We start from the raw sequence: 25591 nt of genomic DNA on the forward strand, positions 1-25591 counted from the left end.
GATCCGTCCCGCGCGCGATCCCGGCCTGTTCCCGGACATGCCATGGGCGGGTTCGCCACCCGCCCATGGCATCCGGCCTCAGAGAACCTTCAGCTCCGGGATCGGCACCACGAACTTCCCGCCCCATTCGCGGATCGCCGCCATCTGCTCGACGATCTCGTCCTTGAAGTTCCAGGGCAGGATCAGGACGTAGTCGGGCCTGGCGTCGAGGATCGCCTGCGGCGCCTTGATGGGGATCCGCACGCCCGGCAGGAGATGGCCCTGCTTGTGGTGGCTGCGGTCCACGGTGAAGGGGATCAGTTCCGGACCCACGCCGCAGTAGTTCAGCAGCGTGTTGCCCTTGGCCGGGGCGCCGTAGCCGGCGACAACCTTGCCCTCGGCCCGGGCCTGGATCAGGAAGCGCAGCAGGTCGCACTTGATCTTGACCGTGCTGGCCGCGAAGGCGCGGTAGGCGTCGAGGCCATAGAGCCCGTAATCCTTCTCGGCATCGCGGATCTTCTGCACCGAGGGCAGTTCCGGCAGCGCCGCGTTCCCGGCATGCCGGGCATAGACGCGCAGCGAGCCGCCATGGGTCGGCACTTCCTCGATGTCGAAGACGGCCAGGCCATGATCCGCCAGCGCCCGCTCCACCGCCAGCAGCGAGAGGTAGGAGAAGTGCTCGTGATAGATCGTGTCGAACTGGTTCTCCTGCATCAGCTTCAGCAGATGCGGGAATTCGAAGGTGACCACGCCGTCCGGCGCCAGGAGGATGCGGAAGCCCTCCAGGAAGTCGTGCATGTCGGGGACATGCGCCAGCACGTTGTTGGCGGACATCTGCTTCGGCGAATGGCCGGCGGCGCGCAGGCGGGTGGCCGTCTCGGTGCCGAAGAAGGCGACCTCGGTCGGGATGCCCTTGGCGATCGCCTCCTGCGCCACGTTGGCGGCCGGATCGACGCCGAGAACCTTGATTCCCATCGCCTTGAAGAACTGCAGCAGGTAGCCGTCGTTGCTCGCGATCTCGACCACCAGCGAATCCGGCGTCAGGCCGAAGCGCTCGGTCACGCGCTTGGCATAGGTCTCCGCATGGCGCAGCCAGGCGTCGGAAAAGGAGGAGAAATAGAGGTAGTCCCCGAAGATGGCCTGCGGCGTCTCGAACTCCGAGAGCTGCACCAGCTTGCAGTCGTCGCAGACGAAGGCATGCAGCGGGTAGAAGGGCTCCATCGCATAGGCGCGGTCGGCCGGCACGAAGGAGTTCGCCAGCGGCGACATGTTGAGGTCGGAGAAGGTGGTGCGCAGCGGGGCGTTGCAGAGGCGGCAGCAGCCGGCCTTGGCGGTCGCGGCGACAAGCTGTTCGGTCATCACATTGTCCATCGTTGCGCTTCTCACCAGACCTTCCAGGGGGCTTGGCCGCTGGCCCAGAGTTCCTCCAGGTGCTTCTTGTCCTTCAGCGTGTCCATCGAATACCAGAAGCCCATGTGCTTGTAGGCCATGAGCTCGCCATCGCGGGCCAGGCCCTCCATGGGCGCTCGCTCGAAGATGGAGGCATCGCCGTCCAGATAGCGGAACACCTCCGGACCGAGCACGAAGAAGCCGCCATTGATGAGGTTGTTGTCGCCCAGGGGCTTCTCGCGGAACTGCGTCACGCGGTCGCCGTCGATCTCCAGCGAGCCGAAGCGGGCGGGCGGCGGCACGGCGGTGACCGTGGCATAGCGGCCATGGGCTTCGTGGAAGGCGATCGCCTGCCGGATATCGAGATCGGTGACGCCGTCGCCATAGGTCATGCAGAAGCTCTCACCCTCCAGGTGCTCACGCACCCGGCGGAGGCGGCCGCCGGTCATGGTGTCGATGCCGGTATCGACCAGGGTGATCTTCCAGGGTTCCGCCGTGTGCCGCAGCATGGTGGTCGTGCCCGAGGTCAGGTCCACCGTCAGGTCCGAGGCGTGCAGGTAGTAGTCGGCGAAATACTGCTTGATCATGTGGCCCTTGTAGCCGAGCGGGATCACGAACTCGGTGATTCCCGCCGCGGCATAGATCTTCATGATGTGCCACAGGATCGGGCGGCCCCCGACCTCCACCATCGGCTTGGGGCGCGTATCGGTTTCTTCCATCAGGCGCGTGCCGTAGCCGCCTGACAGGATGACCGCCTTTCTAACCATGAGCCGACTTCTCCTCGGTATTCACAACGCACGCGCCTGAGGCATCCACGCGGCGAGGCGTATCATCCCCGTTGCGTAGACGATTTAAAGAGACGATACCGGCCGAACCTGCGGATTTCTAGCCTGAATTGCGCCGCGGAAATCTTTATGCGCAGGAATCTCATAAATAAAACGTTTTTCACTATCGCGTGATCTGGGCTACCGCCGGCCTGAGCCCCCTGGAACACCGGGGAAAGGCGCCGGAACAGGGGGCTTGGTGCCGATTCGTTCCTTCCCCTCTGATGTCGGAGGCTGAAGTCCTGAAAACCGGACCGTGTGGACCGGGCGGTTTTCCTCCCGCACAGGGGGCGGGAAGCCGCCAGTCTCTCCCTCTCAGGGCAAGAACAGAGCCCCCGGTGGCATTTCCGGCTGGACTCCGGTGCGGCCCCTGACGACCCTACCAGGGTTGCCGGGGAACCCGCCATGAAAGTCGCCGTGTTCAGTGCCAAGCGCTATGACCGGATGCTGCTGACCGAGGCCAACCAGCGCCACGGCCACGCGCTGACCTTCCAGGAAACGATGCTGGAGCCGGAGACGGTCATCCTGGCCGCCGGCTATCCGGCCGTCAGCGTCTTCGTGAACGACAGGGTGGATGCCGGGGTGCTCGCCGCCCTGGCCGGGGGCGGCACCCGGCTGGTCGCTACCCGTTCGACCGGCTTCAACCAGATCGACCTGGAGGCCGCCCGGGAGCATGGCATCCGGGTGGTCCGGGTGACAGACTATTCACCCTATTCCGTGGCCGAGTTCGCGGTCGGCCTGCTGCTGACCCTGAACCGCCGAATCCACCGGGCCTATGAGCGCACCCGCAGCGGCAATTTCGAGCTGGACGGGCTGATGGGCTTCGATCTGCATGGCCGTACCGTCGGGGTGATCGGCACAGGCAAGATCGGCAAGGTCTTCGCCGGCATCATGCGCGGCTTCGGCTGCACCGTCCTGGGCCATGATGTCCATCCGGACCCGGCGTTCGAGGCGATGGGCGGCCGCTATGTCCCGGTGGAGCGGCTGATGCGGGAGAGCGACATCGTATCCCTGCACTGCCCGCTGACGCCGGAAACCCGCCACATCGTCAACGCGGGCAGCCTGTCCCTGGTGAAGCCCGGGCTGATCCTGGTGAACACCAGCCGCGGCGGGCTGGTGGACACCAGCGCAGCCATCGATGCGCTGAAAAGCGGCCTGCTGGGCGGCCTGGCCATCGATGTGTACGAGCAGGAGGCCGACCTGTTCTTCCGCGACCTGTCGAGCGACATCATCGCCGATGACGTGATCCAGCGCCTCGTCTCCTTCCCCAATGTGCTGCTGACCGGCCACCAGGCCTTCTTCACCCGGGAGGCGATCGGCACGATCTGCGAGACCACGCTGGAAAGCATCAGTGCCTTCGAGCGTGGCGAACCCCTGGTCAACGAGATCCACGCCCCGGACTGAGGACGGCTTTTTCCGGCCCCCGGCGGTGCCGGGGGCGCCTGGGTCCGTTTCTTGCTGTGAGACAGAAGTCTGCTACAGCCTCTTTTCGAGGCCGCACCGAGAGACCGCCCATGACGCTGCACGTCGCGCTGAACCACCGCACGTCCTACCGCTATGACAGGCCAGTCAACCTCGGCCCCCAGACCATCCGCCTGCGGCCGGCGCCGCATGCGCGGACCCCGGTCGTCTCCTACAACCTGACGGTCGAGCCCAAGCCGCATTTCATCAACTGGATGCAGGACCCCTCGGGCAATTTCCAGGCCCGGGTGGTCTTTCCGGAGCGGGTCACACATTTCGACGTGACCGTGGACCTCGTCGCCGACATGGCGACCATCAACCCCTTCGACTTCTTTCTGGAGCCCCAGGCGGAGACCTGGCCCTTCTCCTACGATCCGGTGCTGGCGGAGGAGCTGGCGCCCTATCGCCGGATGGATGCGCCCGGGCCGCTGCTCCAGGCGCTGATCGACGGGGTGCCGAAGACCGAGCAGCGCACCGTGGACATGCTCGTGGGGCTGAACCAGAAGGTCCAGGGGCAGATCGCCTATATCGTGCGCATGGAGCCCGGTGTCTGGACACCGGAGGAGACGCTGGGCAACGCCCGGGGCTCTTGCCGCGACAGCGCCTGGGTGCTGGTGCAGCTCCTGCGCAACCTGGGCTTCGCCGCCCGCTTCGTCTCCGGCTACCTGATCCAGCTGACCGCCGATGTGAAGTCCATCACCGGCCCCACCGGCCCGGAGGCCGACTTCACCGACCTGCATGCCTGGTGCGAGGTCTATCTGCCCGGTGCGGGCTGGGTCGGGCTGGACGCCACCTCCGGGCTGATGGCGGGGGAGGGGCATATCCCCCTCGCCGCCACGCCGGAGCCCTCCTCGGCCGCGCCGATCAGCGGGCTGATCGGGAAGTGCGAGACGGTCTTCGACTTCGCCATGTCGGTGACCCGCGTGGCCGAGACGCCGCGCACCACCAGGCCCTACACCGAGGCGGCGTGGCAGGGCATCCTCCAGGCCGGGCGGGAGGTGGACCGGCAATTGGAGGCCGGCGGCGTGCGCCTGACCATGGGCGGCGAGCCGACCTTCATCGCCGCCGACGACATGGACGGCGCCGAGTGGAACACCGATGCCCTGGGCCCGACCAAGCGCGCCTATGCCGGGCGGCTGATGCGGCGGCTGGCGAAGCTCTGGTCGCCGGGCATGGTCCTGCAGCACACGGTGGGCAAGCATTATCCGGGCGAGCAGCTCCCGCGCTGGGCGCTGCACTGCCACTGGCGCAAGGATGGCGAACCGGTCTGGACCGACCCCGCCCTGCTGGCCTCGGACGACGACCGCGACAATGCCACCGCCGGGGATGCCCGGCGCTTCGGCCGGGCGCTGGCGGAGCGGCTGCAGGTGGACCCCGCGCTGGTGCAGGGCGCCTATGAGGACATCCACTATTATCTGTGGCGCGAGCACCGGCTGCCGGCCAATGTCATCGCCGAGGATGCGAAGCTCAAGGACCCGCTGGAGCGGGACCGCCTCGCCCGCGTCTATGGCCAGGGGCTGAATGCCGAGGTCGGCAGCGTGCTGCCGCTGCGCCGCATCGCCCTGGACGGGGTGAAGCGCTGGCAGTCCGGCCGCTGGTTCGTGCGGGGTGAGCATATCTTCCTGGTGCCGGGCGACAGTTCCATCGGCTTCCGCCTGCCCTTGCAGAGCCTGCCCTGGGTCAGCGACGGCAAGCGCCCCCTGGAGGTGGAGCGCGATCCCTTCGCCCCGCTCGGCACCCTGCCACCGCATCCGCGCCATGCCGGCCAGCCGGTGCAGCATGTCGGCCGCGGCAGCAATGGCGGCCCCGGCGCGGCGCCCTTCGGCCCGCTGGGCCAGCGCGTCGCCGGACCCGATGGTGATGGGCTGGAAGGCCCCTATGCCAGCGATCCGGGCCCTCTGCCGCGCACGCGCGGCCTCAGCCCCGGCGGCAACGGCACCGGCAACGGCTACACGCCCCCGGCGGCGGACTGGCGGCCGGAGGTCGGGCGCGAGGAGCCGGATGTGGTCCGCACCGCCCTGACCGTCGAGGCGCGGGGCGGCATCCTGCATGTCTTCTTCCCGCCCCTCACCGAGGCGGAGGACTGGCTCGATCTTTGCGCCGCGGTCGAGGACACGGCGGCGGAGTTCGGCCGCAAGGTCTTCCTGGAAGGCTACCCGCCGCCGCGCGACCCGCGCCTGCTGTCCTTCTCCGTCACCCCGGACCCGGGCGTGATCGAGGTGAACGTGCATCCCTCGGCGAGCTGGGACGAGCATATCGGGCGTTCGGAACAGCTCTACGAGGAAGCACGCCAGACCGGGTTGATCGCCGAGAAGTTCCTGCTCGACGGCCGCCATGTCGGCACCGGCGGCGGCAACCATGTGGTGATGGGGGCGGAACGCGCGGCCGACAGCCCCTTCCTGCGCCGGCCCGACCTGCTGAAGTCGATGCTGGGCTTCTGGCACAACCATCCCAGCCTCTCCTACCTGTTCAGCGGCCTCTTCATCGGCCCCTTCTCGCAGCACCCGCGCGTGGACGAGGCGCGGGAGGACAGCGTGAACGAGCTGGAGATCGCCTTCGGCGAGGTGTCGCGCGACCGCCCGACGCCGCCCTGGCTCACCGACCGGCTGTTCCGCAACATCCTCGCGGACATGACGGGCAACACGCACCGCACCGAGTTCTGCATCGACAAGCTCTATGCGCCGGAAAGCGCCTCCGGCCGCCTCGGGCTCGTGGAATACCGGGCGCTGGAGATGCCGCCGCACCACCAGATGTCGGCGGCGCAGATCCTGCTGATGCGCGCCTGCATCGCGGCCTTCTGGCAGCGGCCCTATGAGCGCCGCCTGGTGCGCTGGGGCACACGGCTGCATGACGACTTCATGCTGCCGCATTTCGTGGAGCAGGATTTCCGCGACGCGCTGGAGGAACTGCGCGCGATGGGCGCGCCGCTCGACCTGGAGTGGTTCCGGCCACATTTCGAGTTCCGCTTCCCGCAGATTGGCGAGGTCTCGCTGCGCGGCATGACCCTCGGCCTGCGCCATGCGCTGGAGCCCTGGCACTCGCTGGGGGAGGAACCCGGCATCGGCGGCACAGTGCGCTATGTGGACAGTTCGCCGGAGCGCGTGCAGGCCCAGTTGTCGGGCTGGGTGGAGGAACGCTTCATCCTCGCCTGCAACGGCCGCGCCGTGCCGCTCACCGCGACGGAGCGGCAGGGCGAGTATGTCGGCGGCGTGCGCTTCAAGGCCTGGAACCCGCCATCCTCGCTGCACCCCACGGTGCGGGCGCAGTCGCCCCTGGTCTTCGATATCTATGACCGCTGGACGGGGCGTTCCCTGGGCGGGCTGACGCATCACGTCGCGCATCCGGGCGGCCGCAACTACGACACGAGGCCGGTGAACGCGAACGAGGCCGAGGCGCGCCGACGCACCCGCTTCTTCTCCGTCGGCCACACGCCGGGCCCGATGGCGGAGCCGGTGCCCTCGGTCGGGCTGGAGCATCCGCGCACGCTGGACCTGCGCCGGCCGGTCTGACCGTCCCGCCGCCCGGGGCGCCTCTTCCGGGTACCCCTTGGGCGGCGGCGGCCCCGGCGGGCCGCCCCGGCCGGACCGGCTGGATGAAATTCCCAGGACCTTCCAGATCCCCTCCGCCGCATCCGTGCGGTGGGGGGAAGGGGCTCCCCGACGGCCCCTTGTTAATGCGAGTTGTTCTCATTAAAACGCGGCCCCGATGTGGATGAGCCCTTTCCCGGGGCATGACCGGCCGCGAGCGAACGTGGGTCCGGGTTCATCCGCGCGTACAAGGATCGGCCCTCCCGGCCATCCACAGGTCCAGCGGACGGAACAACGCATGATGACGCACCCGACGAAGCTTCCGCCCCATCCCGGGCTTTCGCGGCGTTCCCTGCTGGGCCTGATGGCCTCGGCCGCTGTGATGAGCCGTATCGCCCCGGCCCTCGCCGCGCCGGCGATCGGCGGCAACCGCCGCATCGCGCCGGGCCTCTATGAGATCGTGGTGAACCCGACCGCCAACCGGGTCTATGTCGCCGCGGCCGGCCAGCGCGGCGCCAATGATGCCAGCATCCTGGTGCTGGACCCCGTGACGCTGGAGGCGAGCTCCGCCATCGAGCTGCGTGACGAGCCGGCCTTCGGCCTCGCGCTGAACAACAGGACGCAGACGCTCTACACCACCAACACCCGCAGCGGCTCGGTCTCCGCCATCGACCTGCGCGACAACAGCGCGGTGAAGATCAGCGAGGGCGAGGGCGCGCATCTGCGCCAGGTGCTGGTGGATGAGGACAGCAACACCGTCTATGCCTCGGCCTTCGGCAACAAGGAGAATCCGAGCGCCATCTGGATCATCGACGGCGCATCGAAGAAGATCGCCGGCACGGTCGGCGGACTGAAGGGCGGCATTTCCGGCATCGCGCTGGACAAGGCGGGCAAGCGCCTCTTCGCCACCGCCATGGCGGATCACGAGATCGTCGAGATCGACCTCGCCAGCCGGGCCGAGAAGCGCCGCTTCCCCTCCGGCGGGGAGCGGCCGATCAACCTCGTCTTCGACGCCGCCAATGGCCGCCTGCTGGTCACCAACCAGGGCAGTGGCGACATGACCGTGCTGAACGCGGCGGATGGCAAGCTGCTGAACACGGTCAAGACCGGCGAGGGCGCGCTGGGCATCACCCTCTCGCCCGGCAACGGCCTCGTCTATGTCGCCAATCGCGGCGCCGGCACGGTCAGCGTGATCGACGGCAAGAGCCTGTCGGTGCTCGCCAGCCTCGCCACCGGCACGCATCCCAACACGGTCGCCGTCGATCCGCGCACCAACTTCGCTTATGTCACCAACAAGGCGAAGATGTCGCCGCGCGGCCAGCCGCCGATCGAGGACCCGAACGGCGACACCGTGACCATCATCAAGCCCTGAGCGGCGGGGGCGGCTGATGGGCGACGGATCGATTCCGGCGGAGGGCGGGTCTTCCCCGTCCGATGCCTCCGTGCGGCAGGCCACGGGCTTCGCCTTCCTGTCCGGGCGGCGCCTGCGGGGGAGGGCATGGCTGGCCTGTTGACGCGCGGCCCGGCTGCAACGCTGGGCGAGCGGGTGCGCGGCTTCTTCCGTGCCCATCCGCAGGCCGGGCTGCTGGCCGGCGCGCTGCCTTTCGACCGCGACGCGGCAGACTACCTGACCGCGCCGATGCGGCTGGTGGAGCCCGCCGCTTCCGGTGCTCCCGGTTCCAAAACCCCGGCCGTACCGCCCGCCCCGCGCTGGTCGCTGCGGCCGGAGCCGACAGCCGCCGCCTATGCCACGGCCGTGTCCCGGGCCCTGGAGGCCATGGCGGTGGAACCCGGCCTGGCCAAGCTGGTCCTGTCGCGCTGCCTCGTCGCCACGGCGGAGCAGGAGATCGATCCGGAGGCGCTGCTGCGCCGGCTGGACACGGACCCCGCCATCACCGCCTTCCTGGTGCCGCTGCCGCCTGCCAGGGATGGCTCGCCGTGCCTCCTCGCCGGGGCGACGCCGGAACTGCTGGTCTCCCGCCAGGGCCGTGCCGTGCTGTCGCATCCCCTGGCCGGCTCCGCGCGGCGGGAGGCCGATCCGGCGGCCGACCGGGCCGCCGCCGAGGCGCTCGGTCGCTCGGGCAAGGACCGGCGGGAGCATGCGCTGGTGGCGGAGTTCATCCTCGACATGCTGGCCCCCCATTGCCGGAACCTCGGGGCGCCGGAGGGTACCACCATCACCTCCACCCGCAGCATGTGGCATCTCGGCACCCGTATCGAGGGCGAGCTGAAGGACCCGGAAACCTCCGCCGCCGACCTCGCCGCCCTGCTGCATCCCACCCCGGCCGTCTGCGGAGTGCCGCGTGACCGCGCCGCGGAGCATATCCATGCGCTGGAAGGCTACGACCGCGACTTCTACGCCGGGGCGGTGGGCTGGTGCGATCGCGCCGGCGACGGTGCCTGGCACGTCTCCATCCGCTGCGCCGAGATTACCGGCAACCGGGCGCGGCTCTATGCCGGGGCCGGGATCGTGCCCGGCTCCGACCCGCAGGCCGAGGCGCGCGAGACCGCGGCCAAGTTCCGCGCCATGTTGAATGCCCTGGGCGTGCCGCCGGGGCAGGAGTTCGATGCATGACCCCCTCCGTGCTTCCCTTGCGCCAGGAATGGCCGGAGGAATTCGCCCGGCGCTACCGCGAGGCCGGCTACTGGCGCGGCGAGACCTTCCCCGGCTTCCTGCGCCAGCGCGCGGCGGATCGTCCGGAGGCGGTGGCCATCGTGGATGGCGCGCGGCACTGGACCTATCGCCATCTCTGGGAACGGGCGGAGCGCCATGCGGCGGGCTTCCTGAAGCTGGGCCTGCGGCCGGGCGACCGGGTCGTGGTGCAGATGGGCAATGTCGCCGAGTTCTTCTCGGCGGTCTTCGGCCTGTTCCGGGCGGGGATGATCCCGGTCTATGCCCTGCCGGCGCACCGCATCACCGAGATCGCGCATTTCGCCCGCCGCGCCGAGGCGCGCGGCTATGTCACCATGGAGAGGGCGGACGGCTTCGACTACCGCAGCCTGGCACGCGCGCTGCGCGCGGAGGTGCCGGCGGTCGAGTATGTGGTCATCGCGGGCGCGGCGGAGGAATTCACCGCGTTGGAGGACTGCGTGGCCGAACCGATGGGGCTTCCGGCTGATCCGGACCCCTCCTCGGTCGCCTTCCTGCAGATCTCCGGCGGCAGCACCGGCCTGTCGAAGCTGATCCCGCGCACGCATGACGACTACATCTACAGCTTCCGGGCCAGCAACGAGATCTGCGGCGTCACGCCGGATAGCGTCCTCCTCGTCGCGTTGCCGGCGGCGCATAACTTCCCGATGAGCTCGCCCGGCCATATGGGCGCGCTGTATGCCGGGGCGCGGGTGGTGCTGAGCCCCAATCCCAGCCCCGAGACCGCTTTCCCGATCATCGCGCGGGAGCGTGTGACCATCACCGGCCTCGTGCCGCCGCTCGCCCTGCTCTGGATGCAGGCGGCGGCGAACGCGAAGCACGACCTGAGCAGCCTGAAGGTGCTGCTGGTCGGCGGCGCGAAGTTCACGCGCGAGGGCGCGCGGCGCGTCCGCCCCACGCTCGGCTGCACCTTGCAGCAGGTCTTCGGCATGGCGGAGGGGCTGGTGAACTACACCCGCCTGGACGACCCCGAGGAGATCATCACCGGCACGCAGGGCCGTCCGATCAGCCCGGATGACGAGGTGCTGATCGTGGACGACCACGGCGAGCCGGTGCCGGAGGGCGAGTCGGGCCATCTGCTGACACGCGGCCCCTACACGATCCGCGCCTATCACAACGACGATGCCGCGAATGCGCGCTCCTTCACGGCGGATGGCTATTACCGCACCGGCGACATCGTGCGCCGCCTGCCGGGGGGCTATCTGGAGGTGCAGGGCAGGGCAGGTGACCACATCAACCGCGCCGGCGAGAAGATCTCGGCCGAGGAGGTGGAGGACCATCTCCTGGCGCATCCGAATGTCTTCGATGTCGCGATCGTGTCCGTGCCCGATCCCTATCTGGGGGAGCGCATCTGCGCCTTCGTGATCCCGCAAGGCGAGAAGCCCAGGGCGGCGGCGCTGAAGGCCTGGATGCGCCAGCGTGGCATCGCCGATTTCAAGGTGCCGGACCAGATCGTCTTCGTGGAACGCTTCGCCACCACCGCGGCGCTGAAGATCAGCCGCAAGGAGCTGCGCGCCCGGTTGCGCGCGCAGTTTCTGGAACAGCAGGAATCGTGATGTCCAGTACCAAGGGCCTGCCGCGCATCCCTTCCTATCCGCTGCCGCGCGCGGAGGAGCTGCCCGCGCCCCGCGCGCCCTGGCGGCTGGAGCGCGGCCGCGCCGCGCTGCTGGTGCATGACATGCAGCGCTATTTCGTGGGCGCCTTCACGCCGGACGAGCCGCCGATCGAGCCGGTGCTGGCCAATATCCACGCCCTGGCCGCCAAGGCTCGCGCCGCCGGCATCCCCGTCTTCTACACGGCGCAGGAAGGCGACCAGGACCGGCGCGACCGCGGGTTGCAGGCGGATCTCTGGGGCCGCGGCATGAGCTGGTCGCAGGACCACCAGCCGATCCTGGAGGAGCTGGCGCCGCAACAGGGCGATTTCGTTCTGGTGAAGCACCGCTACAGCGCCTTCCAGCGCAGCAACCTGGAAAGCCTGATGCGCGCGCGCGGCCGCGACCAGATCATCGTCTGCGGCATCTATGCGCATATCGGCTGCCTGCTGACGGCGGCGGAGGCCTTCATGCGCGACATCGAGCCCTTCTATGTGGCCGATGCGGTGGCCGATTTCTCGCGCGAGAAGCATGACATGGCGCTGCGCTATGTCGCCGATGTCTGCGGCGTGCCGATGACCACCAAGCAGATCCTGGAGGTCCTGTGAATCACGCCCCGCTGACCAAGGAAGGCATGCGCGCCGATATCGCCCGCCTGCTGCACGAGGACCCGTCGGAGATCGGCGACGCGGACAGCCTGATCGACCTGGGCCTCGATTCCATGCGGGCGATGAACCTGCTCCTGCTCTGGAGCGAGCGTGGCCTCGTGCTGGACTTCGGCGAGTTCGCCGAGGAGCTGACGCTGGATGCCTGGTGGGCGATCGTGGAGCGCCGCCAGAAGGCGCAGGCCGCGGGCTGAGATGAGCATGGGCCTTCAGTGGCTGGGGCTGACCGAGGCCCAGGCCGGCCTCTGGTACGCGCAGCGGCTGGACCCGGAGAACCCGGTCTTCAACACGGGGCAGTTCATCGCCCTGCGCGGGAAGCTCGATCTTGATGCCTTCCGCGCCGCGCTCTCCCAGGCTGTGGCGGAGGCCGGGGCGCTGTGCCTGCGCTTCGAGGAACGCGACGGGCAGCCGGCGCAGGCGGTGGACCCCGCCCTGCGGCCGGAGGTCGAGGTGATCGACCTGTCCGGCGACCCGGAGGGCGAGGCGAAGGCCCGTGCCGCCATGCGCCGCGACATGGACACGCCGCGCGGGCTGAAGGGTGAGCCACTGGCGGCGGAGCGGATCTACCGCCTCGGGCCGGAACGGCATCTCTGGTACCAGCGCGTGCACCATCTCGCGGTGGATGCCTTCGGCACGGAGTTGATCACCCGGCGCACCGCCGCCCTCTATGCCGAGCGCCTCGGCGGCCCGGAGGCCGGGCCGCCGCCGCCGGGGCTGGAGGCCGCGCTGGGCGAGGATGCCGTCTATCGCGCCTCCCCGAAGCGGGAGGCCGATGCCGCCTATTGGCGCGAGGCGATGGCGGGGCTGGGCGAGGTGGCCAGCCTCGCCCCCGGTGCCGCCGCCTCCGGCCATCGCGCCATCCGCCTTGCCCGAGTGGTGGAAGGCCGGGTGGCGGAGCGGCTGCGCGCACGGGCGGAAGCCACGTCGCTGCCTTGGCCGGACATCCTGTCCGCCCTGATCGGCGCCTATGTCCGCCGCCATGCGGGGGGCCCCATGGGGAGCGAGGAGGCGGCGATCGGCCTGGGCTTCATGAGCCGCCTCGGCAGCCCGGCGGCGCGGCTGCCCTGCATGCTGATGAATGTCCTCCCCCTGCGCCTGCCGGTGCCGGAGGAAGCGCCACTCGACGAATTCCTGCTCGCCGCCGCCAAACGCTTCGCCAGGGCGCGCCGCCACGGCCGCTATCGTGGCGAGCAGATCCGCCGCGACCTGCACCGCGTGGGCGGGCGCGGCGGCGCCGGGCGCCGGCTCTACGGCGCGCTGGTGAACATCCTGCCCTTCGAGGAAACGCCGGATTTTCCGGGCCTCGCCACGGAGATCGAGATCCTCGGCACCGGGCCGGTGGACGACATCACCATCACCCTGCGCGGCGATGCACGCGCCAGCCGGCTGCGGCTGGAGCTGGAGGCCAACCCCGCCCTTTATGACGCGGCGGCGCTGGCGGCGCATGCGGAGCGGCTGGTGCATTTCCTCGGCGCGGCCCTGGACGCGGAAAGGCTGGCCGACGTGCCGACCGCCACGCCGGCGGAGGCCGCATGGGCGCTCCGCACGCTCAACGCCACCGCCCATCCGGTGCCCGACACGACGCTGGCCGCGCTGATCGAGCGGCAGATGGCCGGGACGCCCGATGCCGTGGCGCTGGAGGCGGATGGTGAGCGCCTCACCTATGCCGAACTGGAGCGCCGCAGCCGTGCCCTGGCCCTGGAACTGCGGGCACGGGGCGCCGGGCCGGGGCGCATCGTCGCCGTGGCGCTGGAGCGGTCCCTGGCGCTGGAGGTGGCGCTGGTGGCGATCCTCCGCGCCGGAGCGGCCTATCTGCCGCTGGATCTCTCGCATCCCCCGGCCCGCATCGCCCGCATCCTGGCCTCCGCGCAGCCGGCGCTGGTTCTGGCGCACGCCGGGACGCTGGAGGGACTGGCCTGCCTGCCGCCGGAATCCTGGCGCCTGGACAGCGAGGCAACCCTGCCGTCCGGCCCGGAGCCCGGCGACCTCGCCTATCTGCTCTACACCTCCGGCTCCACGGGCGAGCCCAAGGGCGTGATGGTCGAGCACCGGGCCATCGTGAACCGGCTGGAATGGATGCGGCGGCATTACGGCTTCGGCCCGGGCGACCGCATCCTGCAGAAGACGCCGATGACGTTCGACGTCTCGGTCTGGGAGTTCTTCCTGCCGCTGCTTTCTGGCGGCACGCTGGTGATGGCCCCGCCCGGCGCGCACAAGGACCCGGCGGCGCTGGCGGCGCTGATCCGCGACGGCGGGATCACCACGGCGCATTTCGTGCCCTCGATGCTCGCCGCCTTCCTGGCGGAACCGGCCGCGCGGGGCCTGTCGCCCGCCCGCGTCTTCTGTTCCGGCGAGGCGCTGCCGCCCGAATTGCGCGACCGGTTCCACGCCACGCTGCGGTCGGAACTGCACAATCTCTACGGCCCGACCGAGGCGGCGGTGGATGTCTCCTACTGGCCCGCCGGGCCGGAGGACCGCTCCCGCCCCGTGCCGATCGGTTTCCCTGTCTGGAACACGCGGCTCTATGTGCTGGACGAGGCGTTGCGTCCGCTGCCGCCCGGTGTGGCGGGGCAGCTCTTCATCGCCGGGCGGCAGCTCGCGCGCGGCTATCTGGGCCGGGACGACCTGACGGAACGCGCCTTCATCCCCGATCCCTTCCATCCGGGCGAACGGATGTACCGCACCGGCGACCTCGCCAGCCTGCGGCCGGACGGCGCGATCCTCTTCCATGGCCGCGCCGACGACCAGGTGAAGCTGCGGGGGCTCCGCATCGAACTGGGCGAGATCGAGGCGGCCCTGGCCACCGCGCCGGGCGTGGCGCAGGGCCGCGTCGTGGCGCGGGAGGACCGGCCCGGCGACCAGCGCCTCGTGGCCTATCTGGTCCCTGGCGAGGGCTATGCGGCGGAGGCGGTGCGCGCCCATGTGGCGGCGCGCGTGCCGGACTACATGCTGCCCTCCGCCTTCGTGGCACTGGAATCCCTGCCGGTGAACAGCAGCGGCAAGCTGGACCGCCGCGCCCTGCCGGCCCCGGATTACGGCAGGGAGGCCGCCTCGGGAACGGGGCGCGAACCCGCCACGGAGACCGAGCGCCGCCTCGCCGCCCTCTTCGCCGAGGCGCTGGGCCTGCCGCGGGTCGGGGCGGAGGACGACTTCTTCGCCCTGGGCGGCCATTCCCTGCTGGCGGTGGAGCTGACGCTCCGCATCCGCGAGGAATGGGGCTGGGACCCCGGGCTGGGCGCGGTCTTCGAGCATCCGGACGTGGCCGGCCTGGCCCGGCTGATCGACGCGGGCGCCCGGGTCGCCGATACCGGTGCCAATACCGGCTTGGGGCCGCTGATCCGCCTTTCGGATGGCGATCCGGCCCTGCCGCCGCTCTTCGTGGTGCATCCGGCGGGCGGCCTCTCCTGGTGCTACGGCACGCTGGCCCGCGCCCTCTCGCCGCGCCGCGTGGTCTATGGAATCCAGGCCCCGGCGCTGGATCTGTCGCGGCCCCTGCCGGAAAGCCTGGAGGCGCTGGCCGCCGACTATGTGGCGCGAATCCTGGCGGTGCATCCCGAGGGCGTGGTGCACCTCCTCGGCTGGTCGGTGGGCGGCATCATCGCCCAGGCCATGGCGGTGCGCCTGCGGGCGCTGGGCCATCCGGTGGGGCTGGTGGCGCTGCTCGACGCCTATCCGGCGGATGTCTGGCGCGACCAGCCCGACCCCGGGCCGGAAGGCGGGCTCCGCGCCCTGCTGGCCATCGCCGGGCATGATCCGGAGCGCCTGCCGCCCGGCCTGGACCTGACGCGGGAGGCGGTGACGGCGTTCCTGCGCCAGGGCGACAGCCCGCTGGGACGCCTGCCGGAAGCGGCGCTGGACGGCGTGGTGCGCGTGGTGCAGTCGAACAACCGGCTGGTGCGCGGCCATGTCCACGGCCGTTTCGATGGGCGGCTGACCCATATCCGGGCGGCGCGGGACCATCAGGCGCGGCCGGAGATCCGGCCCGATCTGTGGCGCCCCTATGCGGCGTGGCTGGAGGTGCTGGACATGCCGGCGCTGCACCAGGAACTCGTGGGCGAGCGCATCGTGGCGCAGATCGCCCCGCTCCTGGCCGGGCGCATGGCCCGTTTCGAGGCAGGAGGAGAGTCCGGATGCGCGGCAGCGGAATAGTGGGGCGCATCGCCCTGGTGACGGGTGCGGGCGGCGGCATCGGCGCCGCCGTGGTGCGGGCGCTGCGGGAGGAAGGCGCGCGCGTCGTCGCCACCGACCTGGACCCCGCCGCCATCGCGCCCGGCGAGGGCATCCGGGCCGAGCGCCTGGACGTGACCGACAGCGCCGCGGTGGAGGCGCTGGTGGAGCGGGTGGAAGGCGACTGGGGGCCGATCGAGCTCGGCGCCAGCGTCGCGGGCGTGCTCTCCACCACGCTGGTCACCGAGACCACGGATGCGGAATGGCGCCGCGTCTTCGCGGTGAATGCCGAGGGTGTCTTCCATGTCTCCCGCGCCCTGGCGCGGCGGATGCAGCCGCGAGGGCGCGGCAGCCTCGTCACCGTCAGCTCCAACGCCGCCGGCATCCCGCGCCATGCCATGGCGGCCTATGCGGCCTCCAAGGCGGCGGCGACCATGTTCACCCGCTGCCTGGGGCTGGAACTGGCGCCGCACGGTATCCGCTGCAACATCGTGGCGCCCGGCTCGACGCTCACGCCGATGCAGACGGGGATGTGGTCGGATGCGGATGGCGCGGCGCGGGTGATCGCGGGCGTGCCGGAAGCCTTCAAGACCGGCATCCCGCTCGGCAAGCTGGCCACGCCGGAGGATGTCGCGGAGGCGGTGGTCTTCCTGCTGTCCGACCGCGCCGGGCATATCACCATGACCGACCTCTACGTGGATGGCGGCGCGACGATGCGGGCGTAAACCCCCTTCGCCGCAGCGGGATGCGGGGAATGAGGAGTTCTCGACGAGCATGGCCGAGGTCAGCCTGCCCGGGACCACAGCGCTGGCGCTGGATGGTCCCTCGGGTGCCTATCGCATCTTCCTCTCCGTCCCGGCGGTGCCCCCGCCGCCGGAGGGCTTCCCGCTCCTGGTCCTGCTCGATGCCAATCTCTGCTTCGGCACCGTCTCGGACCTGTTGCGGCAGGGCAGCTTCCGCCCCGGCGTGTCGCGCCTGTGCCCGGCCATCGTCGCGGGCGTCGCCTATCCCACCGACCAGCCGCTGGACCGGGTGCGCCGCAGCCTGGACTACACGCCCGGCCCCTCGATGGAAGGTCCCGGACGCGGCGCCCCCACTGGCGGACGGGATGCCTTCCTGGCTTTCCTGCTGGAACAGGTGAAGCCGCTGGTCGCCGCGCGCCACCCGCTGGACCCGGCGCGGCAGGCGATCATCGGCCATTCCCTGGCGGGCTTCTTCGCGCTGGATGTGCTGGCGCGGGACCCGGAGAGCTTCTCCGGCTATCTCGCGATCAGCCCCTCGGTCTGGTGGGACAGGCCACGCCTCATGGCCGGGCTGGAATCCCGGAAGGGCGATGGCCTGGCGCCCCGGGCCTGGATCGGGGTCGGGGAGTGGGAGGAGGCGCTGGCCCCCTGGGAAAGCGCCCTGCCTGACCAGGAGGCCACCGCCCGCCGCCGTGCCGCCCGCGCCATGGTGGGGAATGCGCGGGGTATGGCGGAGGCCATCGCCCGACGCTTCGGCCCGGCCGCGCGGGTGGAGTTCGAGTGCCTGCCGCGGGAGACACACATCTCTGCCGTCCCGGTCGCGCTGAGCCATGGGTTGCGCTTCCTGCTGGGGCCGGAGGGTTTCGGCGGACCGGGTGGGCGGTAGCCGGTCCTCTTGCTGGCCTCCCGCCGGGGGCAAGGCGCTGCCTCGCCCCCGGCCCCCACTTCGCCGGGGACCGAAGCCGGCCCCCGGACTCCGGGCTTTCGCTGGCGCTGGTGGTGGCCGTCGGCCTGCGACTTATTCCCTGGGAACAGGTGGATCGGCGGGGCTTCCGGAAGGGGAGGAACGGCGTGTCCGTGCGAGCGGGAGGGGAGCTTCAGGCCGACGGTTGCTGTGAGCGCCAACGAACCGGGACCAGGGCGCCCAATGGGACTCCTGGGCGTCCTGGCGGTGTGGGGGCTGGGGGAGAGGCAGGGCCTCTCCCCCAGGGCTGGCCGTGAAGGGCAGCGCCGGAGGTGGCGCGCGAAGCGGCGCGGGGTGGCTTTGCGGATCAGGCTGTCGCGGCGGCGGCCTTGCCTCTCCGGCGGCGCAGGTTCCGCAGGTCGCGCAGGTCGAGTGCTCCGAGGAGATGGGCGGTGCCGAAATAGGTGGCCGTGCCGGCGGCGACCAGGGCCAGGAGGCGGACCACCCGCAGGTTTTCGGCCGGGAAGAGCAGGGTGGAGAGGCCCCAGAGAACCAGCATCATCACGCCAGCCGCCAGCAGCATGCGCGGCACGCGGCCGCGCAGCCGCCGGTCCGGGTGCCAGGCGCCGCTGCGGTACAGCAGGAAGGCCAGCGCCCCGGCATTGACCCAGGCGGCGATGCAGGTGGCGAGCGCCACGCCGACATGGGCCAGGAACTGGATCAGGATCAGGTTCAGCACGAGGTTCAGCACCACCACGGCGATGCCGATCCGCACCGGGGTGCTGGTGTCGCCGCGCGCGAAGAAGCCGGGGGCGAAAGCCTTCACCAGCACGAAGGCGGGCAGGCCAACCGAATAGGCGGCCAGGGCATGGGCGGTGGCCAGGGCGGCCTCGGCCCCGAAGGCGCCGCGCTGGAAGAGGGCCTGCACGATCGGGCCGGCGGTGATCCACTGCGCGGCCGCCGCCGGGATGGCCAGGGCCAGGGAGAATTCCACCGCCCTGTTGAGCGTGCGGTGCGCCGAGAGTGGCTGCCTGGTGCGGAACTGCCGTGCCAGCATGGGCAGCAGGGCGGTGCCGACCGCCGCGCCGATCACGCCCAGCGGCAACTGCGCCACCCGGTCGGCATAGTAGAGGTAGGACACCGCGCCGGCCGGCAGGAGGGTGGCGATCAGCGTGTCGATGGCGAGGTTGAGCTGGGTGACACCGGCGCCGAGGACACCCGGCAGCATGCGCCAGAGCACGGTCTTCACATCGGGGGTCAGCCGCGGCATGCGGGGCAGGAGGAGCATGCCCTTCCGCGCCGCGACGGCCCAGACCATGGCGAGCTGCGCCACGCCGGAGGCCATGACGCCCCAGGACTGGGCATGGCCGGGCGTGGCGACATGGGGCGTGAGGCCCAGCAGGGCCACCATGGCGAAGAGGTTGAACAGGATCGGCGCCGCCGCCGCCGCGGAGAAGCTGCCCAGCCCGTTCAGCACGCCCGAGACCAGTGCGGTCAGGCAGATGAAGAACAGGTAGGGGAAGGTGATCCGCGTCATCTCCAGGGTCAGTTCCCAGCGCAGCGGATCATCGTTGAAGCCGGCGGCCAGGACGGTCAGCACCTGCGGCATGAAGATCCAACCCAGGACGGTCAGCAGGGCCAGCCAGAGGGCGAGGAGGGTGCCCATGCGCTCGGCCAGGAGACGGGCAGCCCCGGGGCCCTCCGCCGACAGCGTGGCGGCGAAGGCGGGGACGAAGGCGGCGTTGAAGGCGCCCTCCCCGAACAGGCGGCGGAACAGGTTGGGCAGCTTCAGCGCCACGAAGAAGGCGTCGGCCACCGGGCCGGCGCCCATGATGGCGGCCACCAGCATGTCGCGGGCGAAGCCCAGGATGCGGCTGAGCAGCGTCCAGGCGCCAACGGTGAGGATGCCTTTGAGCATGGGTGGGGCGCGTTCCCTCTCTGCCGAAACGCGCCTGATACAGGCGCAATAGGGCGAGAAACAGCCCATGGGTCAGGCTGTGGGCTCGAAGGCCCTTTCGCGGCCGCGGCCTTCCCACGGGGGAGGCGGGTTTGCCGGGGGGCGGGGCTGGTTTGTTAAATCTTCGTATCCTGCGCCAGGCCGGGCGGAAGGGCGCTCCGGGGCTCACCCCAAGGGAGTGACCCAGGGTGCCATGGGCGGCGCGGTTCCGGGGCGGCCAGGGCCATCGCCCGGCGGCCGGGGAGGGGGCATCGCGGCCCCCTCCCGGTGCCTCAGCGGGGCGGCAGGAAGCCGACCAGTTCCTCCGCCCGGCGCACGATCGGGTCGGCGATGCCGGCGGCCTTTCCGGCGCCCCGGCGCAGCGCGGCATCCACGGTGGCCGGGTCGTCCAGCAGCCGCTTCATCTCCGCCTGGATGGGCGAGAGCTTCGCCACCAGCGCCTCGGCCAGCACCTCCTTGAAGGCGCCGAAGCCCTTGCCGCCATGCTCGGCCAGCACCGCATCCGCCGTGCTGTCGGTGATGGCGGCCAGGATGCCGACGAGGTTGCGCGCCTCGGGCCGCGATTCCAGGCCCCGGGTCTCGGAGGGCAGGGGCTCGGGGTCGGTCTTGGCGCGGCGGATCTTCAGTGCCACCGTGTCGGCATCGTCCGTCAGGTTGATGCGGGACTGGTCGGAAGGGTCCGACTTCGACATCTTCTTGCTGCCGTCGCGCAGGCTCATCACCCGCGCGGCGACGCCCTGGATGCGCGCCTCGATATGGGGGAAGAACTCCTCCCCGTAATCGTGGTTGAACTTCTGGGCGATGTCATTGGCCAGCTCGATATGCTGCTTCTGGTCCTCGCCCACAGGCACCTCGGTGGCGTGGTAGGCCAGGATGTCGGCCGCCATGAGGTTCGGATAGACGTAGAGACCGACCGAGGCGCCCTCGCGGTCCTTGCCGGCCTTGTCCTTGAACTGCGTCATGCGGTTCAGCCAACCGATGCGGGCCACGCAGTTGAAGATCCAGGCCAGCTTCGCATGCGCCGGCACATGGCTCTGCACGAAGAGGATGCAGCGTTCCGGGTCCAGGCCGCAGGCGATCAGCGCCGCCGCCATCTCACGCGTCTGCCGCGCCAGCTCCTTCGGGTCCTGCCACTGGGTGATGGCATGCTGGTCCACCACGCAGAAGAGCGAGGCGTCGCCATGCTGCATCGGCACCCAATTGCGGATGGCGCCGAGGTAGTTGCCGAGTGTGGGAATGCCGGAGGGCTGGATGCCCGAGAAAACACGCTGCATCGGGGGTGGAGACCGGAGCTCTTGTGGATGGAGCGGCGGTCTTCCGCCCCCGGGGCGCCGGCGTCAAGGGTGGTGCCTTCCTGACGCGACCGGAGGGGGAGGGTGCGGGGCGATGCCTTCCTGCCCCATGACAGGCCGCCGGCGTGGTCATGACGGGATGGCAACATGGCATGTGGCCTGCTTGCCGGGCATGGGGCGACCGGATCGTTCCGGCAGGGGAGCATGGGTTCACGGACCAGGCATCTCCTGCCAGCCTGCGCTCCGGCCCCCGCAAGAGGCGCCGCAGGAGAGAACGGCATGAAGAATTCCGAGCAGATCTGGCAGCTCGTCGAGGAACACCGGCAGGATTTCGAGGGGCTCAGCGACCGGGTCTGGGAGATGCCGGAGCTGAACTTCCAGGAGAAGCGCTCGGCGGCGGAGCATGTCGCCATGCTCCGGGAGAAGGGGTTCCGCGTCACCGAGGGGCTCGCCGGCATCCCGACGGCGGTGATGGGCGAGGCGGGCGAGGACGGCCCGGTGATCGCCATCCTCGGCGAGTACGACGCCCTGCCCGGGCTGAGCCAGGAGGCCGGGGTGGCCGAGCACCGTCCGCGCCCGGGCGAGCATGCGGGCCATGGCTGCGGCCATAACCTGCTGGGTGCCGGCGCCATGCTGGCCGCCGCGGCGGTGAAGGACTGGCTGGCGGCGAACGGGGTGAAGGGGCGCGTGCGCTACTACGGCTGCCCGGCCGAGGAAGGCGGCGCGGCCAAGACCTTCATGGTGCGGGATGGCGTCTTCGACGATGTGGACATCGCCATCTCCTGGCACCCGGCGCCCTTCTCGGGCGTGAACCCGGCGCATTCGCTGGCGATCCTGCAGGTGGACTACAGCTTCACCGGCCGTTCCTCCCACGCCGCCGCCGCGCCGGAGCTGGGGCGTTCGGCGCTGGATGCGGCGGAGCTGATGAATGTCGGCGTGAACTACATGCGCGAGCACATGCCGAGCAGCGCGCGTATCCATTATGCCTATCTCAATGCCGGTGGCATCGCGCCGAATGTGGTGCAGGGCACGGCGAAGATCCGCTACCTGATCCGCGCCGCCGAGCTGCCGGAGCTGCGCAAGCTGGCGGAGCGCGTGGAGCGGATCGCCCAGGGCGCCGCGCTGATGACCGAGACCACGGTGGAATCCCGCGTGGTGAGCGGCATGAGCAACCTGCTGTCCAACACGCCGCTGGAAAAGGCGATGTACGACAATTTCCAGCGCCTGGGCGCGCCGGAATTCGACGAGGCCGACCGCGATTTCGCCCGTGCCATCCAGAAGACCGTGCGGCAGGAGGATATCGTGGCCGCGCATCGCCGCTTCGGCCTGCCGGTGACGGAGGCGCCGCTCTGCGACCGCATCGCACCGCTCGACGCGCCGCCGCCGCCCAGCGTCGGCTCCACCGATGTGGGTGACGTTTCCTGGGCCGTGCCGACGGTGCAGGCGCGGGGCGCCACCTATGCCGTGGGGACGCCGGGGCATTCCTGGCAGCTCACGGCGCAGGGCAAGACGCCCTATGCGCACAAGGGCATGGTGCATGTGGCCAAGGTAATGGCGGGCACGGCGGTCGATGTGCTGCGGAATCCGGAGTTGCTGTCCCAGGCCAGGGCCGACCACCAGGCGCGGCTGGCGCGCACGCCCTATGATTGTCCGCTGCCCGCCGGGATGAAGCCTGTCTTCGACATGGCCGAAGGCGCCTGAAAGGGCGTGGCCGGGATGAGGTCCGGGAGAAAGACCGGACCTCGTTTCGGGAATGCCTGGGCAGGCCGGGGGCGGGCCGGAGCTGCACCGGCGCCATGGACGGGGCGTGGCACCGGGTGGCAGGCCCGCCAATGGCCCGCATCCAGCGCCCCCAACCGCAGGAAGCGCTGTCAGGCTTCGTCTCTGTTAAGCCGATGCCCCCATGCGGCCGATCTCACCCGCATCCTGCAGGCTCCACGCCTTCCAACAGAGGTCCAGAAGCTGTCTGCTGCGATCCGCGGGGAGAATGCCTTCGGTCTGGCCCATGAACTTCTCGACGAGTTGTTGATCGGACATGGGGTGCAGCTGGCTTCCTACGGCGTGCTCGACGAAGACATGCATCGTGCGGCCGTCGTTGAGCGTCACGACCATGTCGGCCTGATCCGGCTTGATGGCAGGGTCCACCGTGGCCTCGACCTTCCTGCGCAAGCTTACCACGGTGGGGTCCTTCACGGCGGCATCGGTGAAAGCCTGTTCACCCGCACGGCCCGTGACCAGTGCGATAGCCACGGCATGGAAGATGCTGAACTTGCCCTCCAGCCCGGTGCGCGGCTCGGTCTTGCCCATGAGATTGAGCACGAGCGGGTGGACCTTCAGCGCTATGGAGCGGATGTCATCGGGCTTGGGGCTGTTGGCGTTGCGCAGCTGGATGGCGGCGTCTATCGAAGGATGGGCGACGATACCACAGGCGAAGGGCTTGTAGGTGTTCAGCGCCAATTCGTATCGCTTGCCCAGATCCCCTGTCACTTCATCCCAGTTGCGTCGCGTGCTCAGTGCTTGCCCCCAGCCGTCGAAGCCTTCGATCGCCACATCCGAGGCGGTATAGCCTTGCTGCGCCAGCAGGGCTGCGATCATCCCGTTCTGCGCGGCCCTGCCGGGATGGAAGCTTTTTGTGTCGGTGCCGAACTGCACCTTCAGCCCCACCGGCTGTGTCGCGGCCAAGCCCATTGCCCAGGTCATGCGCTGTTCATCCAGCCCCAGAACGCGCCCTATGGCAGCCGCGGCGCCGAAGACGCCCGTGGTGCCGGTGATGTGCCAGCCCATGGCATAGTGTTCGGGGAACACCGAGTTCCCGATCCGGCACTCGATTTCACATCCCAGGGTCAGCGCATTCATGAAATCCTGGCCCGATATCGGCCGGAACTGCGCGAAGGCCGTCAAAGCCGAGGCTACAGGACCCGCCGGATGGATGATGGTCTTGAGATGCGTGTCATCAAAGTCCAGGACATGGGAACTGATCCCGTTGACCAATGCCGCATTCGGCGCATCCAGCCGCTCGGCGCGGCCAAACAGACAAGCCTGCTCCGGGCCGGAAAACGGCTTCAGGGCTGCCACAGCGCGGCCTGGAGCATCCTGGCGTGATCCGCCTACCGCGCAGCCCACCCAGTTGAGGAGGGTCCGTGTGGCTTCCTTGCGGACCGCTTCCGGCACCTGATCGGCCGGTGCCGATGCGGCGTAACGGGCGATGATCCTGGTGACGGGCGGGGGTGCGGAACCCTTCGGCGCTGTCCCGGGGGCCGTGGCGGATGCGGCTTGGCTGTCGCCCCCGCCCTGCTGCGGCTGCGCCAGCGCCGGGCGTGCAAGGGTGGCCGCGGCGATGGTGCCCATGATGATGTTGCGACGGTCTGTGGCTGTCATGGCGTGTCCCTGGACGGTTTTCTCGTTGGAAGAGCGGCATGCCCGGCGTCTGGTGGCCGCCACGGATCGTGCGCGACAGGCCAGGAGCGCGCCGCCGATCGCTTCCAAGGCGACAGGTGATGCATGTCCTTTGCGCAGGATTATTAGATTGTCGACAATAAGACAACTGACAATTTGCTGGAAATGACCAGCCTGCAATCCTATAGGGCGGTATGCCCGACCCGACCCGTTCGCTGGACCTTCTCCGCTCTCAAACTCTTGCGGGTGCGGTGGAGGAAGACATTATCCGCCAGATCAAGGCGGGCATCATCGTGGCGGGTGCCAAGCTCAACGAGGCTGATCTGGCTGAAGCCATGCAGATAAGCCGGGCGCCAGTGCGCGAGGCGTTTCGCTCGCTCGAAACGGCTGGGCTGCTCCGTTTCGAGAAAAACCGTGGCGTATACATCCGTGAAATCACGGATGAGGAAGCGGCAGAGCTGTATGCTGTGCGCCGCAACCTGGACGAGATGGCTGGGCGGCTCCTGGCTCCCAGGTTCACCGATCAACAGGCCAGCGAACTGGCAGCCATGCTGGAGGCACTGGAGGTGGCATCCATGTCAGGCGATGTGGATCGTTACTTTCCGCTCAACATCGCTTTCCACGACCGCCTGGTTGAAATGGCGGGCAACAAGACCCTGCTCGGCTTCTATCGGCAGGTCATCGACCGCATGCATCTGCTGCGGCGCCGGGGCTTTGAAACCGACAGCAGCAGCGCCGCATCCCACAGGGAACACTTGGCGATCCTGCGGGCCTTGCAGCTTCGGGATGCAGATGCGGCGTCCCGCGCCATGGGCCAGCATGTCAGCAACGGCTTCGAGCGGACCATTGGCGCCAAGCTGGCCATAGGGGGAGCCTGCCACGGCGCCCGGCGCTGGAAGCGTTCTGCGCAAGACAAAGCGCGAACACCAGGCGACAGCGGCTAAAGAATGACGGTCGCCATGGAGTGGCCGATCCTTCCGTGACGGAATCTGCGTTTCGATCCGGAACTGGCCACCAGGGAGGCTGGCCACTAGCCTGGGCCGGG

At 69.8% G+C, this 25591-nt stretch carries 17 protein-coding genes; 12 read left to right on the forward strand and 5 right to left on the reverse strand.

The window, feature by feature from the left end; all coding sequences use genetic code 11:
• Nucleotides 1–78: 78 nt before the first annotated feature.
• Nucleotides 79–1338, reverse strand: coding sequence for a class I SAM-dependent methyltransferase (locus MVG78_RS05700; RefSeq protein WP_247558963.1), 1260 nt, complete (start codon nucleotides 1336–1338; stop codon nucleotides 79–81).
• A gap of 23 nt (nucleotides 1339–1361) precedes the next feature.
• A complete protein-coding gene (gene rfbF / locus MVG78_RS05705; protein WP_247558965.1) occupies nucleotides 1362–2135 on the reverse strand; it encodes a glucose-1-phosphate cytidylyltransferase in 774 nt (257 codons plus the stop codon).
• Nucleotides 2136–2597: 462 nt separating this feature from the next.
• Here rfbF and MVG78_RS05710 point away from each other — a divergent pair, with 462 nt between their 5' ends.
• The 10 genes from MVG78_RS05710 to MVG78_RS05755 all read left to right on the forward strand — a co-directional run bounded on the left by MVG78_RS05710 (nucleotide 2598) and on the right by MVG78_RS05755 (nucleotide 17883).
• Nucleotides 2598–3596, forward strand: coding sequence for a 2-hydroxyacid dehydrogenase (locus MVG78_RS05710; protein WP_247558967.1), 999 nt, complete (start codon nucleotides 2598–2600; stop codon nucleotides 3594–3596).
• A gap of 110 nt (nucleotides 3597–3706) precedes the next feature.
• Nucleotides 3707–7162 carry a transglutaminase family protein gene (locus MVG78_RS05715; protein ID WP_247558969.1) on the forward strand — a complete coding sequence of 1152 codons (3456 nt, stop codon included), beginning with the start codon at nucleotides 3707–3709 and terminating at the stop codon, nucleotides 7160–7162.
• A 316-nt stretch (nucleotides 7163–7478) separates the two neighbouring features.
• Complete coding sequence (locus MVG78_RS05720; protein ID WP_247558971.1) at nucleotides 7479–8552, forward strand: YncE family protein; 1074 nt, start codon at nucleotides 7479–7481, stop codon at nucleotides 8550–8552.
• A gap of 126 nt (nucleotides 8553–8678) precedes the next feature.
• On the forward strand, nucleotides 8679–9755 hold the full coding sequence (locus MVG78_RS05725; protein WP_247558973.1) for an isochorismate synthase: 1077 nt from the start codon (nucleotides 8679–8681) through the stop codon (nucleotides 9753–9755).
• Nucleotides 9752–11386, forward strand: a complete 1635-nt coding sequence (locus tag MVG78_RS05730; protein WP_247558975.1) for a (2,3-dihydroxybenzoyl)adenylate synthase — start codon at nucleotides 9752–9754, stop codon at nucleotides 11384–11386. The genes MVG78_RS05725 and MVG78_RS05730 overlap by 4 nt, the downstream gene beginning before the upstream one ends.
• Nucleotides 11386–12030, forward strand: a complete 645-nt coding sequence (locus MVG78_RS05735) for an isochorismatase family protein (protein ID WP_247558977.1) — start codon at nucleotides 11386–11388, stop codon at nucleotides 12028–12030. The genes MVG78_RS05730 and MVG78_RS05735 overlap by 1 nt, the downstream gene beginning before the upstream one ends.
• Nucleotides 12027–12281 (forward strand): phosphopantetheine-binding protein, encoded by a 255-nt coding sequence (locus tag MVG78_RS05740; protein ID WP_247558979.1) that lies wholly within the window; start codon nucleotides 12027–12029, stop codon nucleotides 12279–12281. The genes MVG78_RS05735 and MVG78_RS05740 overlap by 4 nt, the downstream gene beginning before the upstream one ends.
• 1 nt (nucleotide 12282) lies before the next feature.
• Complete coding sequence (locus MVG78_RS05745; RefSeq protein ID WP_247558981.1) at nucleotides 12283–16236, forward strand: amino acid adenylation domain-containing protein; 3954 nt, start codon at nucleotides 12283–12285, stop codon at nucleotides 16234–16236.
• Nucleotides 16218–16979, forward strand: a complete 762-nt coding sequence (locus MVG78_RS05750) for a 2,3-dihydro-2,3-dihydroxybenzoate dehydrogenase (RefSeq protein ID WP_247558983.1) — start codon at nucleotides 16218–16220, stop codon at nucleotides 16977–16979. The genes MVG78_RS05745 and MVG78_RS05750 overlap by 19 nt, the downstream gene beginning before the upstream one ends.
• Before the next feature lie 49 nt (nucleotides 16980–17028).
• Nucleotides 17029–17883, forward strand: coding sequence for an alpha/beta hydrolase (locus MVG78_RS05755; protein ID WP_247558985.1), 855 nt, complete (start codon nucleotides 17029–17031; stop codon nucleotides 17881–17883).
• 385 nt (nucleotides 17884–18268) lie between these two features.
• On the opposite strand, the gene murJ is transcribed toward MVG78_RS05755, so the two are convergent.
• Nucleotides 18269–19819 (reverse strand): murein biosynthesis integral membrane protein MurJ, encoded by a 1551-nt coding sequence (gene murJ / locus MVG78_RS05760; protein WP_247558986.1) that lies wholly within the window; start codon nucleotides 19817–19819, stop codon nucleotides 18269–18271.
• Nucleotides 19820–20130: 311 nt separating this feature from the next.
• The gene (gene trpS, locus MVG78_RS05765; protein WP_247558988.1) at nucleotides 20131–21132 is read right to left on the reverse strand and encodes a tryptophan--tRNA ligase; all 1002 of its coding nucleotides are present in this window, start codon (nucleotides 21130–21132) and stop codon (nucleotides 20131–20133) included.
• 297 nt (nucleotides 21133–21429) lie between these two features.
• Here trpS and MVG78_RS05770 point away from each other — a divergent pair, with 297 nt between their 5' ends.
• Nucleotides 21430–22851, forward strand: coding sequence for a M20 family metallopeptidase (locus MVG78_RS05770; protein ID WP_247558990.1), 1422 nt, complete (start codon nucleotides 21430–21432; stop codon nucleotides 22849–22851).
• A 186-nt stretch (nucleotides 22852–23037) separates the two neighbouring features.
• Here the strand turns inward: MVG78_RS05770 and MVG78_RS05775 are convergent, their stop codons facing one another.
• The gene (locus MVG78_RS05775; protein WP_247558992.1) at nucleotides 23038–24528 is read right to left on the reverse strand and encodes an MmgE/PrpD family protein; all 1491 of its coding nucleotides are present in this window, start codon (nucleotides 24526–24528) and stop codon (nucleotides 23038–23040) included.
• 212 nt (nucleotides 24529–24740) lie between these two features.
• On the opposite strand from MVG78_RS05775, the gene MVG78_RS05780 reads away from it, so the two are divergent.
• On the forward strand, nucleotides 24741–25490 hold the full coding sequence (locus tag MVG78_RS05780) for an FCD domain-containing protein (protein WP_247558993.1): 750 nt from the start codon (nucleotides 24741–24743) through the stop codon (nucleotides 25488–25490).
• Nucleotides 25491–25591 lie beyond the last annotated feature (101 nt).

Origin of the sequence: Roseomonas gilardii subsp. gilardii, assembly GCF_023078375.1 — a bacterium.
Lineage (GTDB): Bacteria > Pseudomonadota > Alphaproteobacteria > Acetobacterales > Acetobacteraceae > Roseomonas > Roseomonas gilardii.

Bases quoted from the DNA above. Each gene is read 5' to 3' on its own strand.
- MVG78_RS05700 (WP_247558963.1), bottom strand. From the start codon at position 1,338: ATGACCGAACAGCTTGTCGCCGCGACCGCCAAGGCCGGCTGCTGCCGC.
- MVG78_RS05710 (WP_247558967.1), top strand. From the start codon at position 2,598: ATGAAAGTCGCCGTGTTCAGTGCCAAGCGCTATGACCGGATGCTGCTG.
- MVG78_RS05780 (WP_247558993.1), top strand. From the start codon at position 24,741: ATGCCCGACCCGACCCGTTCGCTGGACCTTCTCCGCTCTCAAACTCTT.
- MVG78_RS05730 (WP_247558975.1), top strand. From the start codon at position 9,752: ATGACCCCCTCCGTGCTTCCCTTGCGCCAGGAATGGCCGGAGGAATTC.
- MVG78_RS05755 (WP_247558985.1), top strand. From the start codon at position 17,029: ATGGCCGAGGTCAGCCTGCCCGGGACCACAGCGCTGGCGCTGGATGGT.
- trpS (WP_247558988.1), bottom strand. From the start codon at position 21,132: ATGCAGCGTGTTTTCTCGGGCATCCAGCCCTCCGGCATTCCCACACTC.
- MVG78_RS05745 (WP_247558981.1), top strand. From the start codon at position 12,283: ATGAGCATGGGCCTTCAGTGGCTGGGGCTGACCGAGGCCCAGGCCGGC.
- MVG78_RS05725 (WP_247558973.1), top strand. From the start codon at position 8,679: ATGGCTGGCCTGTTGACGCGCGGCCCGGCTGCAACGCTGGGCGAGCGG.
- murJ (WP_247558986.1), bottom strand. From the start codon at position 19,819: ATGCTCAAAGGCATCCTCACCGTTGGCGCCTGGACGCTGCTCAGCCGC.
- MVG78_RS05735 (WP_247558977.1), top strand. From the start codon at position 11,386: ATGTCCAGTACCAAGGGCCTGCCGCGCATCCCTTCCTATCCGCTGCCG.
- MVG78_RS05775 (WP_247558992.1), bottom strand. From the start codon at position 24,528: ATGACAGCCACAGACCGTCGCAACATCATCATGGGCACCATCGCCGCG.
- MVG78_RS05770 (WP_247558990.1), top strand. From the start codon at position 21,430: ATGAAGAATTCCGAGCAGATCTGGCAGCTCGTCGAGGAACACCGGCAG.
- MVG78_RS05750 (WP_247558983.1), top strand. From the start codon at position 16,218: ATGCGCGGCAGCGGAATAGTGGGGCGCATCGCCCTGGTGACGGGTGCG.
- rfbF (WP_247558965.1), bottom strand. From the start codon at position 2,135: ATGGTTAGAAAGGCGGTCATCCTGTCAGGCGGCTACGGCACGCGCCTG.
- MVG78_RS05720 (WP_247558971.1), top strand. From the start codon at position 7,479: ATGATGACGCACCCGACGAAGCTTCCGCCCCATCCCGGGCTTTCGCGG.
- MVG78_RS05715 (WP_247558969.1), top strand. From the start codon at position 3,707: ATGACGCTGCACGTCGCGCTGAACCACCGCACGTCCTACCGCTATGAC.